The sequence below is a fragment of the Psychrobacillus sp. BM2 genome (genome assembly GCF_048572895.1).
Taxonomy (GTDB): Bacteria; Bacillota; Bacilli; order Bacillales_A; family Planococcaceae; genus Psychrobacillus.
The window spans coordinates 2,016,118-2,032,615 of sequence record NZ_CP183878.1 but is presented as its reverse complement, the minus strand read 5'-3'; the positions used below and the strand labels follow the sequence as shown (position 1 = coordinate 2,032,615).

Genomic DNA, 16,498 nt, shown 5'->3' with positions numbered 1-16,498 from the left:
TATTTTTTGATAGAATCACTCTAAACTTACTAATGCTTTCCTTTATTATAAGTGAATTAAATATTTTATGTAATAAATAGTTGGATTAGTATAGTTTAAATCTAAAAAAGGAATAGTTTTCGTTGTTTAATACATGTTTCGTTACTATACCAGTTGTTTGTAGAAATAATAAAATATCAGGTTATCTCCAAACTTTAATTTGTTAAAATACAGCTGAAAGTCATTCGGAGTTGCTTTAATTGAGGAATTAAAACCCTAAAATTTAAAGACAGATAGGAGTTAGATACGATGATAAAAGGTTTCGGGGGAATATTTTGGAGAACTAATAATTTGGATGTTACAAAAAAATGGTACAGTGAAGTGTTGAAGATTGAAATAGAAAATTGGAATGGGACTGTGATTAAACCTCAATCAGGAAATGAGACTGTCTTTTCTTTCTTTACCGAGAATGACAGCTATTTTCCAATAGAACAACAAGTGATGTTAAATTTCGAGGTTTATAATCTAAATGAGACTATTAAGCATCTCGAACAAATTGGTGTACCTCTTGAAAAGAAAAAAGAGATTAGTGAATTTGGAAAGTTTATTTGGATTAAAGATCCTGAAGGTCGACTGATCGAGCTTTGGGAGAAATAGCAGGCTGTAATCATTTGCCATTAAGCTAATGGGTTTTTTAGTAAATAAGACCGTCATTTTGATGGTCTTTTCTTATGCCCAAAAATCCTGAAGATTCGATGATCTAGGGTGAAATGCTACACGCAGGCGTTTACTTCAATAATTAAGAATGGATGTGTTTAATATCGTAAATTTATTTTATTAAAAAGAAGAGTCAGAACTTTTCGTGAACGGTAACGTCATTATAATAAAGCTGAGTGAAGGGGTGAGATGATGGGCTTTTGGTATTTTTTAATATTATTCGTGGGATTAGTTTTAGTTGTTAAAGGGCTACTTGGGAATAAAAAATTTAGCTTGGTATTTGTAGGACTGTTATGTATTTCGTTATCACTATTTATGTTTTCGCCAGGAAGTGCTGAAGTAATTTCGGAATTATTCAATTTGAATTAGAGTATTGAATAAGTGGCTACCAGTAAAGTTTAAAAAGGGAGTTCGTTATGGAGATTTCATTAATACGACATGGTAAATCGCAATTGTTGGAAAATGATACAATAACTTTTGCAGAGTTTAAAAAATGGAATGAAAAATATGACTATAACGGTGTGTTTGAAGAATCAACATACCCAGAAATAACAATTGAAAAAGTAGCAACTGCAAAGTTTGTAGTTACAAGTGATTTAAAAAGATCTATTGTCTCAGCAAGCTTATTAAATCCAAAAACAAAAACAATTTCCGACCCTTTATTTCGAGAAATAGAGTTACCAGCTAATCTAACAATATTATTTAATATAAAATTAAAGCCAAATAACTGGGCAGTAATTTTAAGACTACTATGGTTTTGTGGCTATTCTAACAAATGTGAGTCTTTCAAGCAGGCAAAATTTAGGGCAAAGAAGGCTACAAAACTATTAATTAGTTACGCCAAAGAACATAAATCAATAGTATTAGTTGGTCATGGTTTTTTTAATATGTTAATTGCCAAGGAATTACGGAATATGGGCTGGAAAGGCAAAAGAAAATCTGGTGCAAAACATTGGAGTTGTAGTACATATTTTTTGTTGAAATAGAAACTGGTATTTCTGCAATAAACCGAGACGCTCTCTTATTAACGTAACAGTTTAGTTAAGTAGAAATCTTATACACCAATTTTTATATGAAAATAAATTTGAACTTTACTAGTGTTGATAATGCCCTCAATAAGATCGGAATATTCGCATAGAATTACCAATATGAATGATTTTAGGGAGAAGAGGAGTAAAATGAGTAAATTAATAAAAATTTTAATATTTGTTTCTACGAGCATTATTTTGTTTTGCATATTATTTTTGTACCAACTATTAAACCCAACACTAAGTAGTATCCAAGTGAATGAGAATAATGAAGAAAGTATTTATATTTCTCCAGATTGAGAGAAAAGTATAACGGTATATTTTAACGGAGGTCTACCATTCCATAACGCTGTAACATATATAGGGGTTCTTGAAGATTCTCAATCGGGATTTCGAAAGAATATTTTTCTAGTGGCTCCAAATGTTAATGAAATTCGATGGATTAATAATGAAACGATTGTTGTTAATAGTATTGAAATTGCCATTGATGATACTTATGACTTTAGGAATGAATAAATTAAAAGAATATAAACAATAAAATTTAAGTAGATTTCGGAAATCGATTATGAAATGTACACTTAAACCAGCAGTGCAGTTTAGATAGAGCATGAATTTGAGATAGAGAATTAATAGGAGTGAAAATTTATGCAATAATATGAAACTAACGCATGATTATAGCCGTGTTTAAAATAGACTTGAATGACAGATACATTAACCCATAATTGTTAAAACAATTTTCAAACTCAGCAGTTCTGCATTTTTTTCTGTATGGAAGGCTAACTGATGATTTTCTTTAATTTGGAAACGCACTAAAATTGTACTCTATCTTAAAAGAAGAGTTTTAATTATTTCCATGAAATTCGAACTTGAAGATAAATTTTCTTTTTCAATTAACGAGTGCGTTTAGTTTAAGACACCAAAAAGGGTGCATCAGTTAAAATTTTCTTAAAGTAATGGATGAACATCAGGTTAAAACAAACTCAACTACAATTGAAATAGTTAAATTAATTAACGGTAGATAAAACTCTTTTTTTTTCCATTTTTATAGATACGAAATATTACAAATAAACCGATAACGAGGATTGGGATGACAAAACCATGTATTTTAAACTATCCCATTAAGACTCCTGCATGCGTAATTAGGTGGTGTATAGAGTTTGTTAATGTGCGATCCATTACCTTTTTAGGTAACAGGCATAAAGTAATAATTTAGCCCCTCCAAGCCTCTTTTAAAAGCTTCACTCCTTCTTGAATTTCATCAAAGGTAAGATTACTGAAGCCAAGTTTAATAATTGCTTCCGCTGAATGATTTTCTATGAAATAGATGGAGGTAGGATACACTTTAACCCCATAAATGGAAGCACGCTCGATTAACCATTCTTCTGAACGATTTAGATGTACCTTAACTAAAACGTACAAACCAGACTGCTCCCCAATAATGGATATACTTTGTTTGAATTGTTTTTTTAAATCTGAAACTAAGCACTGCATTTTTCGTTTATACACAAGTCGCATTCTTTTAATATGGCGATTCCATTCTCCCTCTTCCATAAATTTAGCCATTGAAAGCTGGCTTAGGAGTGAAGAGGTACTCTCGAAATGAAGAAATTGGTTTTTATAACGATTTAATACTAACTGCGGCAGCACCATATAACTTAGACGAATACCTGGAAGAAAGGACTTGGAGAAATTCCCTAGGTAAATCACTCTCCTTGAATCGATGGAAGCAAGTGCCGGAAACGGTTTTTGTGAATAGCGAAATTCACTATCATAATCGTCTTCAATAATATATCCTTTTCTCTTGGTAGCCCATTGAATGAGTTTTTGCCTTTGTTGAATGGACATGCTTATACCTATTGGGCTTTGATGGGAAGGTGTCACATAAATTAAGCGCGATATCATATTTTCTAATTGTGAAAACTCAGCACCTGTTTCATCAACTGGTAAAGTTTCAAGTGTAAAATCATGGAATTGAAATGCCTCTTTTGCTCCATCATATCCTGGGTCCTCCAAGATTACGCTTGGGAAATCAACCTTTAGGATTTGTCCAATATTAATTAACATTTGCTGTGTGCTGCTCCCAATGATAATTGCATTTGGATCAGTCTTTACCCCGCGAGATTGGAGTAAATAGACAGCAATTTGTTTACGCAAACACATTTCACCAAAAGGATCCCCGTATAGAAAACTCTCCTGTAAGGTCAGTACTGAATTAGTAATTCTTCTCCAAGCTTTAAGAGGAAAGTTCGTTTGATCTACAGCCCCTGCTTTAAAATCAATGAAAAATGTTGTCACCGGCTCAGATTGTTTGCTAGGAATAGTAATGACTTCCTCCTGAAATAAATGAGGCTCTAATTCATTAACAAAGTAGCCTTTTCTTCCTTCTCCCCGTATATAGCCTTCTGCGACAAGCAGATCATAAGCCATTAATGTCGTATTGCGACTGATTTGAAGGGAATCAGCCAGTTGTCGTATGGAAGGTAATTGTTCGTTTTCCTGTAGGTCCCCATGTTCAATTAATAATTTAAAACGCTCATATACCTGTTTGTATTTGGCGGAGTGATCGTCTAAAGCAAAAATGATATTTTTCATTATAAATCGCCCCTGACATGTCTATTTTATTTGAATTGTATCTTTTTATATGTCAACTATTATAATACTATTTAAACTAACCAATTTCCATAAGCTTTAAAATAATCAGAAAAATATTAGGGGGAATTCGATGCTAAATATTGCTGAGTTGAGCGCATTTATTTTGGTAGTCTTTGGGTTGTTTTTGATCCCAGGTCCTGCTGTCTTGTTAATGATTACTCGATCCGCTCGTGATGGGGCCAAAACAGGCATTATAACTGGTCTAGGCATTGCAACAGGTGATTTCATTCATGTGTTATTAGCAGCTGTTGGATTTTCAGCTATTCTTATGACTTCTACAGTTGCTTTTAATATTGTCAAAATTGCCGGAGCAGCGTATTTGTTATATATGGGTATTCGGGCATTTTTGGCAAAAGCATCATCCATAAAAGTGCCTGATGTTGTACAGGAGTCACTACTTAAAGTTTATAGGGAAGGAATATTAGTAGAAGCCTTGAATCCAAAGACAGCACTTTTCTTTTTAGCTTTATTTCCGCAATTTGTCAATGCAGAGAGAGGTACAATCGTAACGCAGTTTTTAATCTTAGGTGTAATTTTTGTTGTATTAACTGTTATTTATACAATGATCTTATCCGTATTTACTGGAACAATTGGACAATTAATCAAGCGGGGGACTGAAATAAATAGGTGGGGGCAAAAAGTTTTAGGTCTGCTATATATCGGACTAGGCTTGCAAGTATTACTCATAGGAACATAATATTTTTTCCGAATATTATTATTATAACTGACCTTAGAGATTTCAGTAAATCATTTTAATATAAAAAGGAGCACGCCATTATGTATATTCCAAAATATTTTAAGGTCACAAATATCAATGAAATTATAGAATTTCTGGAGAGGAACTCATTTGCTACAATAGTTACAACTAAAAAAGGGAAACCCATTGCTTCCCATCTTCCAATAGGGCTTCAAAAGCATGGAGAGGATTATTATTTAACTGGACATATGGCATATGGGAATCCTCAATGGAGAACATTTGAAACATGTGACAATGTTCTAGCCATATTTCAGGGATCACATAGTTACATTTCTTCTTCATGGTACGAGCATGAAAATGTACCGACATGGAATTACCAAGCAGTACATGTATATGGCCATGCAAGTATATTAGATGAAGAAGAGTTGAAACAAGATCTTGCAGATTTGCTAGATAAGTATGAAAAGCAACGTGAAAACCCAGTACTATGGGATAAGTTATCGCCTCAGCTATTAGAAAGTCAACTAAAAGGGATTGTTGGCTTTAAAATAAAAGTACAAGAAGTACAAGCCGCTTATAAATTAAGTCAGAATCGAAATGATGAGGATTATCATAACATTGTTGAAAAATTACAAGAAGAAGAAAATATAAATTCTCATCAATTGGCCGAAGCTATGAAAAAAAATAAAAAATAAGGGGAGATGCCATTTCACTATATTAGCAATTTAGTTTAAGAAGACTATTATTTAGTTAGAGTTAATGGGTTGCAATCGCAACTCTTTTTTTATGAATTAACACAGCAGTTTGGTTTTAGAAGAAGGAATAAGACTTTATCATATAGAAATTAATACAGAATTATATTGTAGATGAGGAAACGGGGGATTAAATGAACTATAAAGTCATGATAAACATCCCAATATCTAATCATGAAGTGCCTGAATTAAGAGAACTTGTTAGATGGGGAAGACGTGATAATGATTATCCTACTTTGTTTGAGCGTTGCAATTTCTGGGCTGGGGTTAGAGACGAAAATAATAAACTAATAGCATTTGGCTATATTTGTGGAATGGGCTTAGAACATGGATATATGGAAGATATTATTGTTGATCCTGAGTATCAAAGGAAAGGAATTGGAGGAGAATTGGTAAAAGAATTATTACGGGAATCTGAACGTTTTGGATTAGGAATAGTTACAGTAACCTATGAGGAAGAAAATACAAAGTTTTATAAAACATGCGGCTTTACGCCTGGTTCAGGAGGAGTCTGGCAGAAGTTTTCTTTAACTTAACGTATGCTCAGCAAAACAAGATCGTCATTTCGATGTTCGATTTTACGTTCACAATATCAAAGTAGATTTCGACGAGTAAGTGTATATTGTTGTACTTGAAGTAGCAGCAGTTTGCTTGAAGAAGAGCGATAAAATTAGGAAATTGAACTAACAGACATGTTAGTTTTAAGTACTTAAATTGTAGTAAAGTAGTATTTATAGGAATCTATAAACTATTAGAAAGTAGGTTAATAATATGGTTCAAAGCTGCTTAAAAAAAGGAGATAAAATCGGAATATTTACTCCGTCTTCTCCTGCAACAGTTACAGCATATCAACGTTTTCAACGTGCTAAAGCTTTTATAGAAGAAAAAGGTTTTGTTATTGTAGAAGGAGAATTGACAGGGCAATCAGATGTGTATCGTTCTGGCTCACCAAAAGCTCGTGCCGAGGAATTAAACAAATTATTACGAAATCCAGAATTATGTCTACAATAGGTGGCACAAATTCAAATAGTTTGTTGCCATATATTGATTATGAAGCATTTAAAGATAATCCAAAGTTAGTCATTGGATATTCTGATGCCACTGCTGTTTTACTTTCCCTTTATGCTAAAACAGGTATTACAACATATTATGGACCTTCTCTTATTCCCTCTTTTGGTGAATTTGAGCCTCTTGTAAATAATACATATCGTTATTTTGAACAATATTTCATGGAAGAAAATAATCTTCCGTACGAAATACCGATGCCACCATATTGGTCTGATGTGCCAGTGAATTGGCTTGAAAAAACAACCGAGAAAGTTCTCTATCGTAATGAGTGGATTACGGGTCAAAGTGGAGTGGCGGAGGGTCGATTGATAGGTGGTAATATTAATGCAATGTACGGCTTTATTGGTTCGCCATATTTTCCTACAATTGAACAGGGCGATATATTATTAATCGAGGACTGTATGAAAAATGCATCTGTTGTCGAGAAAAACTTTGCAATGCTAAAGTTACACGGAGTTTTTGAATAAGTTGCCGGCATAATTTTAGGGAAACATGAACTTTTTGATGATTTAGAAACAGGAAAAAGACCATTAGATTTATTGATTGAACAATTAGACGGACGCGGCATTCCAATTTTAGCTGAGTTTGATACATGTCACACCCATCCGATGCATTCATTAGCGATAGGTAAAAAAGTAAAGTTAGATGCAGATGCTAAAAAGGTAATATGCATAGAAAACTGGTTATAGGCTGCACCCTAAAAAAATAATAGATCCTATTTTACTCCCATGAATGAGCGTAATATCTTTTCTTTTCCGATGGAGCAGCAATTTGTTTAGGTACATAGTCGGCGCAATCAAGGGGGATAGAAAAATGAAAAAGAATAGAAGAATTAAATTTTGTATAATTGCTTGTTTATCTTTTATTTCTATATTTCTATTAAGCTCCTGTGATCGCAGCCATGAAAATATTACAATTGAAGAACAATTACTTAATGAAATGAAAGATACCAATATAGAAGTAGAAGAGATAATTCATTTAGAAGTTGTTAATGACGGTATTCTAGTTTTTTATACGAAAGACAACTATCTTCACGATGGATTTATCAAGTTAAAGGGTGCTAAGTGGGAGTGGCATTCGGGAGGAGGCTCACTTCCTCTTCAAACAGATGATGGTCTAAACTGGACATTCACTAATTTTGATGATTTTTTTGTTCGTTACGGAGTAATAACAAATAATAAAATAAAACAGGTAAAAGATGAAGAAAGTGATAATGCAAAAATTATACAAGGTGAAGATGGCTTAAGAATATACTTTTTCATAAATAAATCAGTGTTATTCGATAGTAAGACGATGAGAACACAATTTGATAAAATTGTACCTGTCTATGAAAATTAAAGGTTAATAATATGTATTTATGCAAAAAAGGAGATAAAGCAATGTTACAATCACTAATTTTTGATATGGATGGAACTCTATTTCAAACAGATAAAATTTTAGAATTATCACTGGATGATACTTTTAACTATTTACGGTCATTAAACAAATGGGATACAGTAACTCCTATTGATAAATATCGTGAAATTATGGGGGTACCTTTGCCCAAAGTATGGGAAGCTCTGTTGCCTAATCACTCCAATGAAGTAAGAGAACAAACGGATGCATATTTTCTGGGTAGACTAGTTGAAAATATAAGTAGTGGGAAAGGTGCTTTATATCCGAATGTAAAGGAAGTTTTCAGCTATTTAAAAGCGAATGATTATACCATTTACATAGCGAGTAATGGTTTGACGGAATACCTAAAAGCAATTGTGAGTTATTATAATTTAGATAATTGGGTAACTGAAACATTTAGTATTCAGCAAATACAGACACTAGATAAAGGTGATTTAGTTAAAAGTATATTAATAAAATATGATATAAAAAATGCAGCAGTAGTCGGAGATCGTCTATCTGATATAAATGCGGCTAAAGATAACGGCTTAATGGCAATTGGTTGTAATTTTGATTTTGCACAAGAAGATGAACTCTCACATGCTGATTTCGTAATAGATGATTTAATTGAACTAACAACAATATTACCTAGAATGTAAAATAACTTTTTCATTTCCTATGAAAGAACGTAATATACTTTCAGGTGTAGAATTTTTTGGAATTACATGGTTCCTAACGATGCGCTTAAGTAAAGCGTGATTGTAGGAAAAACAAGCTGAAATGTAAGGAGGATTGATTGTGTGAGAAAGAATACTTTTTTTGCATAGCAAAGGCTATTGCATAAAATTATAAAAAAATAGCCTTTGCTCTTCCTAAAAGAAATATAAATATTTAGGAGTGCAAACAATGAGCTATAAAAAAGCAAATAATGTTCTACCAGCTGAGTTGATAGAGTTAATACAAAAATATGTTGATGGTGAATATATTTATATCCCGCGAAGAGAAGATAATAAACAGAGTTGGGGATCCAATACTGCTACAATAAGAGAATTAAATATAAGAAATACTACTATTTATAACGATTACCTATCGGGAATAGATGTGGCTGAATTGGGTAGAAAATATTATTTATCAGCAAAGAGTATTCAAAGAATCGTATTAAAAGAAAAGAGAATTAGAACAAACATTTGAAATAAGCCAATGTGGTTATATCCCGCATTGGCTTATTTTCTTTTATGAAATAAATATGAGGTATATTCAAGTAATATTAATCAGATATAATCTAATAAACCCTAATAAAAGACGTGTGGAAATGGAAATTCAATGGCTAATAATATATGCATACTCACATTTAGTCTATCTAAAAATAGTTAGGAAAAACTGTATGCATAAAGGAGACAAGGTATGAAACAATTGGAGCACAAATTAAACCGAATAACAGATGATATTAATGAAATTATTAGTAATCAGCAAGGGGTTGGAGTAAGCGTTGCAATCGTTAAAGACTCTGAAAGTATCTATTCTAAAGGTTTTGGCTACTCACAGATTCAACCTGTAAACCGATCTATTGATGGTGATACATTGATGAGTATTCAAAGCATTTCTAAGAATTTCATGGCACTTTCTATTATGCAACTAGTTGAAAAGAACTTGATTTCATTGAACCATACCGTTGTAAAATATTTGCCATACTTCAGAACAAAAAATAAGCAACAGAGTGATACCATCACCATACAGCATCTGTTATCCCATACAGCAGGATTACCTTCTAATTTAGGTATTGCCAATATGATTGCTCCGAATGTAAGAGAAATCTTTTCAGATACACTCACAGAATTTCAAGAAGCATTAGATTACTACAACCTTACAGAAGAAGAGATTAGTAGTATACAAACTCGAGATGATATAACAAAGTGGTTTAAAAAAGTAGAGTTGGAGTATCCAGTAGGGATGGGCTGGAATTATTGCACAGATGCGTATGTGATACTAGCTGATTTGTTTGAAAAAGTAACAGGTCGCAATTGGGAAATATTTCTTAGAGATGAAATTCTTATCCCCTTGAACATGGATCGAACTACTAGTGATTCACAAAAAGTTGAAAAAGATATGAACAGTGCTAAGTATTATTTAGGCGAGGCTAAAATGAAACTCCTTTTCCTAAAAACTCAATCTCAGCTCCTATTGGTTACTTGTATTCAACAGCAAATGATTTAGGAAAGTATATACTATTCCATTTGAATAAAAAATCCAAAGTTTTGCGTTCAGATTTGATTGAAGAAATGCAAAAACCTATTCACCTTGTCAATGAGGAATGGCGATTCGAAAGTGATATTAGAAGTTACGGAATCGCATGGTTTACAGATGATTATAGAGGATTTAGATTAGTGGAACATGGGGGTGGTCAGCTAGCTGTGAGATCACTTATATCAATGGTACCAGAACTCAATTTAGGTGTAGTGGTCTTATTAAATTTTGACGGGACTATTCATCATGATATATGTAAACAAATAATAGATACTTTCATAGATTCCTAACATTTGAAATGGATAATTGTATATCTTTTGGGGTTCTTATTGATAAGGGATTCAAAACTAAATAGGCATATAATCTGTTTACTACTTTTTGTTTTTGAAATTTTGTTTCACTATTATTTGCTAGTGTCTATTATTATTCTTAGCAAATTATGATGTTTACATTGGAGGAGTAATGATTATGAACGATGTATTTACAATAGACTGCGGAGAAATACTGCTAAGAGAGTTTAGAATAGAAGATGTAGCTGCTATCTATGAACTAACTTCACAACCCGAGGTATATGAATTTTTGCCAGATTGGCGTTCGACCATAGAACAAAGATTAGATTGGGTTACAAATTATGAGATACCTGGTAATAAAGACTTTTTAGCTAATATCCCTAGTATAGGCAATGGGTGGCTGAAGTTGGGAATTGTTTTAAAAGAGACTGGTGAATTTATTGGATTCTGTAATACGGGTATTAAAGAGGAACTGAGTGGACCAAATCGAGAAGTGGCTTATGCTATTTTTAAGCAATATAGAAATAAGGGGTACACAACACTAGCAGTAAAAGGATTAGTGAACTATCTATTTGAAAACACGGATTCTGATCAGTTGAATGCTGTGGTTCTTCCTCATAATATAGCTTCAAATAAAGTAATAGCAAAATGCGGCTTTCGCCTTAGAGGGAATGTTGAAATCGAAGATCAATTACATTATCATTATGTGCTTACAAAAAAGAACTGATGTATTAAGTTTCACCAACAACTTGGTCCAAGTGGTAACAAGGTCGGAAAAAAGATGAATAAACATACTTAGTCTATTTTTAATCATCGTAATGGTGCGGTTATTTGAAGAACTACCACTTTTACTACATGTTAATATAAGGGCAAATAATAAAGGAGGTCATTAAAATTCCAGTTATAACCATTGAAAAAGCCTCAATTGTGGATGCTGAAAAACTAACAGAAATAAAGAAAAGGACTTTTGATGAAGAAGTGAAAAAATGGTTTCCAAATCGACCCGATGTAACCGATTACAATATTAAACCACCTGGATATTCTTCTATTGAAATGACTAAATATATGATTAGGGAATTGGAGTATTTTAAAGTCTTACAAGACAAAGAAATTATCGGGGGAATCATAATAACAATTTCCGGCAAAAATTTTGGGAGAATAGACCGTATTTTCGTTGACCCTAAGCACCAAGGTAAAGGAACAGGCTCAAGAGTAATAAATTTACTAGAAGAAGAGTTTCCTAATGTAAGGACTTGGGATCTTGAGACATCAGGTAGACAAATTAACAATCATTATTTTTATGAAAAAATGGGTTATAAAAAAACCTATGAAACGGAAGAGGAATATGGTTATCTAAAAGAAATAGGAACTTCATCAAAAAAAGAAAACCTAGTTGAAAATAAAAACATTTCAAGCATCCAATACGTGAATTGTGATATGACAAAAACGGAGTGTTATGGAGTAAATTTAGACGAAAGTTCATTTAGTAACTGTAATCTAATGAATAGTCATATTAGCAATTGTAATCTTAGCCACTCAAAGTTCCAAAATATAAATCTTCGAAATTCACTATATGCCGATTTAAATCTTTCTAACAGCAAGATGATTTTTGTCACTTTAGAAGGGGTTAGTTTCATGGACACAAATCTTGGAGATGAAAAAAAGCCAATCTCCTTTGAAAGATGCGACCTTGAAGGAAGTAAATTTATGAACTGTAATCTTAGAAATCTAGAAATACAACGAAGTGATTTAACTGGTATGAAAATAGATAGTATTCCAATAGAAGAACTCATGGAAGCATATTATCAATTAAAAAAATAAACAGTTTATATTCCTTTATTTTTAGTTTGCTTATTCACCTTATGAAGCAGTTTTGTTGAACAAGATGTTATAAAGATTTGGTAAGGAGTATAGGGGGAATTTACATGAAAGCAGCGGAACGTTTAGGTAAATGGATAGAAAGATACGAAGCAAATGGATATTTGAATGGTTCAATTTTAATAGCGACAAACAGAAATATTCTTTTAAACAAAGGATTTGGTATGGCAAATTGGGAGCATGCTGTACCCAATAAATCTACTACTAAATTTAAAATCGGATCACTTACTAAGGCTTTTACAGCTATGGGTATATATCAATTACATGAAAGTGGGAGATTATGTATAGATGATTGTATAGGAAAGTATCTCCCTAATTATCCACATGGTGAAAAAATTACAATTTATCAGTGTTTAACAAATACTACAGGAATTCCAAATTACACGAGTTTTCCCGACTATTGGTCAAAAACAATGAGACTTCCGATGACATTACATCAACTGATCGATTCATTTAAACATCTTGAATTGAACTTTGAACCTGGTAGTAAATTCGAATATTCAAACTCAGGATACTCTTTACTCACTGCAATTATCGAAAAAGTTTCAGATATGTCATATGCAGAGTACATACGAGAAAAAATATGTCGCCCATTAGGTATGAATAATACAGGCTGTGATGATGGGATTGAGATAGTTGAAGATTTAGCTTCTGGTTATTCATTCTGGGAAAAACCAATTCACACAGCATACGCAGATTTATCATTTCCTTTAGGAGCTTATGGTTTGTATTCTACAACAGAAGATTTATTCCTTTGGGATCAGGCGTTAAAATCATCTCAGTTCCTTAGCAAAGAACTGAAGGAGAAAATGTTTACACCATACCTTAGTTCATACGCTTCGGGTTGGGTAGTCTCTGAAATGTTCGATAGAAAATGTATGCATCATTTTGGAGATATTAGTGGTTTTTCTAGTAATTTTCTTAGATTTGCCGATGAACAAGTTACGATAATCTATCTAAGCAATATGAACGTTACACCTGTAACACATTTAACTCAAGAGATGGCCAAGGTAATGTTTGATGAACATGTATCAATCCCACTTCCAACTAAACCAATCAACTTTTCGAACACTGAACCTATTGCTGGAAAGTATTTTATTGAAAATGACGAGATTAAAATTTTAGATATTTCTATAAATAATGGCGAACTATATTTAACAGTTTCAAAATTGTACGGGGTATTATATAAATTTAAACTTGTGCCAGTCAGGCATAATGAATCACAATCAACTTTTGTAACCGAGATGATTAATGAGCAGCTCATATTCCATTATTCATTGGCAGGTGAAATAGTTGGTGTAGAGTATAAAGATTTTAATGAAAAAAAATATATAGCTTATAAAAATAAAACTTCTGCTCTAGTAGAGCAACATAAAAATGTTTAGACTACTTTTCCTAGTTCACTAAAGACGCTGTATAGTGAAAAAGGAATAGAACCTGTCTATATAGAAATTAACTTTGTTGATGATGATGAGTAAAGGATGGGAACAATATGAACTATAAAGTTATTATAAGAATGCCAATATCTATTAACGAAGTACCAGAATTAAGAGAACATGTTGGTTGGGATAGACGAGATGAAGATTATCCCACATTGTTTGAACGCTGTAATTTCTGGGCTGGGGTTAGAGATGAAAATAATAAGCTGATTGCCTTCGGGTATGTTTGTGGAATGGGTTTAGAGCATGGATATATGGAAGACTTAATTGTTCATCCTCAGTATCAAGGACGGGGAATCGGAGTTGAGTTAGTAAAGGGATTATTACGAGAGTCTGACCGATTTGGATTAAAAATTATAACGGTGTCATACGAGAAAAATAAAACTAAATTTTATAAAGAATGTGGCTTTACACCTGGTTCAGGAGGGTTATGGCAAGCACCGAAATGATAATTATTGTTAGTAACAGGCACTTGAAGAATACGGGTTTCTGATTAATTAATTGATAATTATTATATTTCTCATTTATCTAAAAATATATGATAATATGGATATCGATGGAAATGTACAATATTACTTTAGAAAGAAGGAATTTAATGATTTATGAAGCAGATATAAATGTAAGGAAAAAGTTAATCTCAATGTTTGAAGAAATTGATAGCACTATTATACTTTCCTATCTTCAAGGGCATATGGGAAATGCTTGGGTTGATAACCTCGAGAATCCAACAGTTGCTCAAATAACAGTTGGGATTTTTGTGTTCTTTGCTGGGGATTCCAAGTCAAAGGAAGCTGAAGAGTTACTTTTTAATCTACCTGATTTTACTATTGCAATTGTTGGTTCCGATGAATGGAAAAATCGTATAGAAACTATTCATGTTGGATCAATTGAGAAGTTTCAACGTTACAGATTTAAAAAGAAACCAGAGCACTTGGATAGAAAACATATAGAGAATCTATTATCTACATTGCCAGAAGGTTATGAGATTAAGCGAATAGATAAAGAGATAGCAAAAGACCCATCTTTACATGAACTTTCTGAAGACTTTATAAGTCAGTTTGATTCTATCGATGATTTTATCAATAGAGGAGTAGGTTATGCTATTTTGAATGAAGGTCAAGTAGTTTCTGCTGCAACATCATTTAGTATATATGATGATGGGATTGAGATTGAGGTGGCTAGTCACCCAAACCATAGAAGAAAAGGGTTAGCAACAATAATTGCCTCTACCTTGATATTAGATTGCCTGGATAGAGGAAAATACCCTAGTTGGGATGCTGCTAATGAGGAATCTGTTAAATTAGCCCAAAAACTTGGATACAATTTTCAAGAATCATATGATACATATTTTATCGATTATAAAAGGTAAGATCGTTCTATTGAAAAAACTTATAAAATATAACAGCTATCACTTTCTGATGTACTAATCCTTTTTATGACTTTTTATTACTTTAAATGGATGATTTCTTAATATTATATACACTGTTGTTCAAAGGGAGATGCTAAAATATGTTGTATTTTATGTTAATCATACCAGTGATAGCTGTTTTGTGGTTTTTGAATCTCATTTCGTTATTAAAGAAGGGAAAAGAAAAGATAATGGCCAGCTTAGACATCTCTTCATTCATTAAAATTTCGATAAGGAGAACTTTAATATGAAACACTTTATTGTATCTCAATTAAACGAGTTAGATGAAATAGTAAAAATTGATATAGAAGTAATAGGTAGTGATAGCAGACGAAAATACATAAAAAAGGCTATTGAGGAAGATAGATGTATAACTATCAAAAACGAGTTCACATTTGTAGGATTTTTAATTTTTGATACTCATTTCTTTGATTGTAGCTTTATATCCTTAATAATAATTAAACCGAATGAAAGGAGAAAAGGATATGCAACATCCCTAATAGAATATTTTATAAGCATATCACCAACTAAGAAAATATTCTCTTCAACCAATCAATCAAATAAAAGAATGCAAGAAGTATTTAAATCAAATGGATTTATACAAAGTGGATTTGTTGAAAATTTAGATGAGGGAGATACAGAGATAATTTACTTTAAATCAACATAAGGTTTTGATTTATTCGACTAACTCTGCGTTTCTACAATGAGTGAAAACGTTTTTCTCTAACTACGGCAAGTTATACCAATATGAGAGGTTGAAAAAGATTGAATAAAATTCTAATCGTTTTTTTCTCACTTACAATTATTCTAGCTGGATGTTCGGAAAATAATCCGAACACTGAAGTAAATAAATCTCAGAAATAACTAAAAAACTAAAAATTTTGTTGAAGAAAATGCAAAAATAGGGTTAACAAAAGAAGAGATAAAAGATATTTTCGGAGAATATTCTTTAGCAGGAGAAGGAGAATTTGA

The 16,498-nt window shown here is 32.3% G+C and carries 19 protein-coding genes and 1 pseudogene; 19 read left to right on the top strand and 1 reads right to left on the bottom strand.

Annotation, left to right across the window (positions count from 1 at the left end; genetic code table 11):
- Positions 1 to 288: 288 nt before the first annotated feature.
- The 4 genes from ACN6MX_RS09815 (at position 289) to ACN6MX_RS09800 (ending at position 2,240) form a co-directional block, all read left to right on the top strand.
- Positions 289 to 636 (top strand): VOC family protein, encoded by a 348-nt coding sequence (locus ACN6MX_RS09815; RefSeq protein WP_419962421.1) that lies wholly within the window; start codon positions 289 to 291, stop codon positions 634 to 636.
- A 476-nt stretch (positions 637 to 1,112) separates the two neighbouring features.
- A complete protein-coding gene (locus ACN6MX_RS09810) occupies positions 1,113 to 1,682 on the top strand; it encodes a histidine phosphatase family protein (protein WP_419962420.1) in 570 nt (189 codons plus the stop codon).
- A gap of 192 nt (positions 1,683 to 1,874) precedes the next feature.
- Positions 1,875 to 2,024, top strand: coding sequence for a hypothetical protein (locus ACN6MX_RS09805; RefSeq protein ID WP_419962419.1), 150 nt, complete (start codon positions 1,875 to 1,877; stop codon positions 2,022 to 2,024).
- A 9-nt stretch (positions 2,025 to 2,033) separates the two neighbouring features.
- Entirely contained in the window at positions 2,034 to 2,240 is a 207-nt protein-coding gene (locus tag ACN6MX_RS09800; RefSeq protein WP_419962598.1) for a DUF5412 family protein, read from the top strand.
- A 693-nt stretch (positions 2,241 to 2,933) separates the two neighbouring features.
- Here ACN6MX_RS09800 and ACN6MX_RS09795 read toward each other — a convergent pair.
- Entirely contained in the window at positions 2,934 to 4,316 is a 1,383-nt protein-coding gene (locus ACN6MX_RS09795; RefSeq protein ID WP_419962418.1) for a PLP-dependent aminotransferase family protein, read from the bottom strand.
- 130 nt (positions 4,317 to 4,446) lie between these two features.
- Between ACN6MX_RS09795 and ACN6MX_RS09790 the strand changes: the two genes are divergently transcribed.
- The 15 genes and pseudogenes from ACN6MX_RS09790 (at position 4,447) to ACN6MX_RS09720 (ending at position 16,193) form a co-directional block, all read left to right on the top strand.
- Positions 4,447 to 5,073: a LysE family translocator gene (locus ACN6MX_RS09790; RefSeq protein WP_419962417.1), complete on the top strand. Its 627-nt coding sequence runs from the start codon at positions 4,447 to 4,449 to the stop codon at positions 5,071 to 5,073.
- A gap of 80 nt (positions 5,074 to 5,153) precedes the next feature.
- On the top strand, positions 5,154 to 5,768 hold the full coding sequence (locus ACN6MX_RS09785) for an FMN-binding negative transcriptional regulator (protein WP_419962416.1): 615 nt from the start codon (positions 5,154 to 5,156) through the stop codon (positions 5,766 to 5,768).
- A 191-nt stretch (positions 5,769 to 5,959) separates the two neighbouring features.
- Entirely contained in the window at positions 5,960 to 6,361 is a 402-nt protein-coding gene (locus ACN6MX_RS09780; RefSeq protein WP_419962415.1) for a GNAT family N-acetyltransferase, read from the top strand.
- Between the two features lie 235 nt (positions 6,362 to 6,596).
- Positions 6,597 to 7,582, top strand: a pseudogene (locus ACN6MX_RS09775) (S66 family peptidase).
- Positions 7,583 to 7,706: 124 nt separating this feature from the next.
- Positions 7,707 to 8,231: a hypothetical protein gene (locus ACN6MX_RS09770; protein WP_419962414.1), complete on the top strand. Its 525-nt coding sequence runs from the start codon at positions 7,707 to 7,709 to the stop codon at positions 8,229 to 8,231.
- Positions 8,232 to 8,272: 41 nt separating this feature from the next.
- On the top strand, positions 8,273 to 8,926 hold the full coding sequence (locus ACN6MX_RS09765) for an HAD hydrolase-like protein (protein WP_419962413.1): 654 nt from the start codon (positions 8,273 to 8,275) through the stop codon (positions 8,924 to 8,926).
- Positions 8,927 to 9,173: 247 nt separating this feature from the next.
- The gene (locus tag ACN6MX_RS09760; RefSeq protein ID WP_419962412.1) at positions 9,174 to 9,458 is read left to right on the top strand and encodes a CD3324 family protein; all 285 of its coding nucleotides are present in this window, start codon (positions 9,174 to 9,176) and stop codon (positions 9,456 to 9,458) included.
- 213 nt (positions 9,459 to 9,671) lie between these two features.
- Entirely contained in the window at positions 9,672 to 10,481 is an 810-nt protein-coding gene (locus tag ACN6MX_RS09755) for a serine hydrolase domain-containing protein (protein WP_419962411.1), read from the top strand.
- Entirely contained in the window at positions 10,457 to 10,801 is a 345-nt protein-coding gene (locus tag ACN6MX_RS09750; protein ID WP_419962410.1) for a serine hydrolase, read from the top strand. Before ACN6MX_RS09755 ends, ACN6MX_RS09750 begins: the two co-directional genes overlap by 25 nt.
- Positions 10,802 to 10,979: 178 nt before the next feature.
- Positions 10,980 to 11,528 (top strand): GNAT family N-acetyltransferase, encoded by a 549-nt coding sequence (locus ACN6MX_RS09745; RefSeq protein ID WP_419962409.1) that lies wholly within the window; start codon positions 10,980 to 10,982, stop codon positions 11,526 to 11,528.
- A 167-nt stretch (positions 11,529 to 11,695) separates the two neighbouring features.
- Entirely contained in the window at positions 11,696 to 12,622 is a 927-nt protein-coding gene (locus tag ACN6MX_RS09740; RefSeq protein ID WP_419962597.1) for a GNAT family N-acetyltransferase, read from the top strand.
- A 104-nt stretch (positions 12,623 to 12,726) separates the two neighbouring features.
- Complete coding sequence (locus tag ACN6MX_RS09735) at positions 12,727 to 14,064, top strand: serine hydrolase domain-containing protein (protein ID WP_419962408.1); 1,338 nt, start codon at positions 12,727 to 12,729, stop codon at positions 14,062 to 14,064.
- A 107-nt stretch (positions 14,065 to 14,171) separates the two neighbouring features.
- The gene (locus tag ACN6MX_RS09730) at positions 14,172 to 14,567 is read left to right on the top strand and encodes a GNAT family N-acetyltransferase (RefSeq protein ID WP_419962407.1); all 396 of its coding nucleotides are present in this window, start codon (positions 14,172 to 14,174) and stop codon (positions 14,565 to 14,567) included.
- Between the two features lie 146 nt (positions 14,568 to 14,713).
- Positions 14,714 to 15,487 (top strand): GNAT family N-acetyltransferase, encoded by a 774-nt coding sequence (locus tag ACN6MX_RS09725; RefSeq protein ID WP_419962406.1) that lies wholly within the window; start codon positions 14,714 to 14,716, stop codon positions 15,485 to 15,487.
- A 286-nt stretch (positions 15,488 to 15,773) separates the two neighbouring features.
- Positions 15,774 to 16,193, top strand: coding sequence for a GNAT family N-acetyltransferase (locus ACN6MX_RS09720; protein ID WP_419962405.1), 420 nt, complete (start codon positions 15,774 to 15,776; stop codon positions 16,191 to 16,193).
- The last annotated feature ends 305 nt before the right edge of the window (positions 16,194 to 16,498 follow it).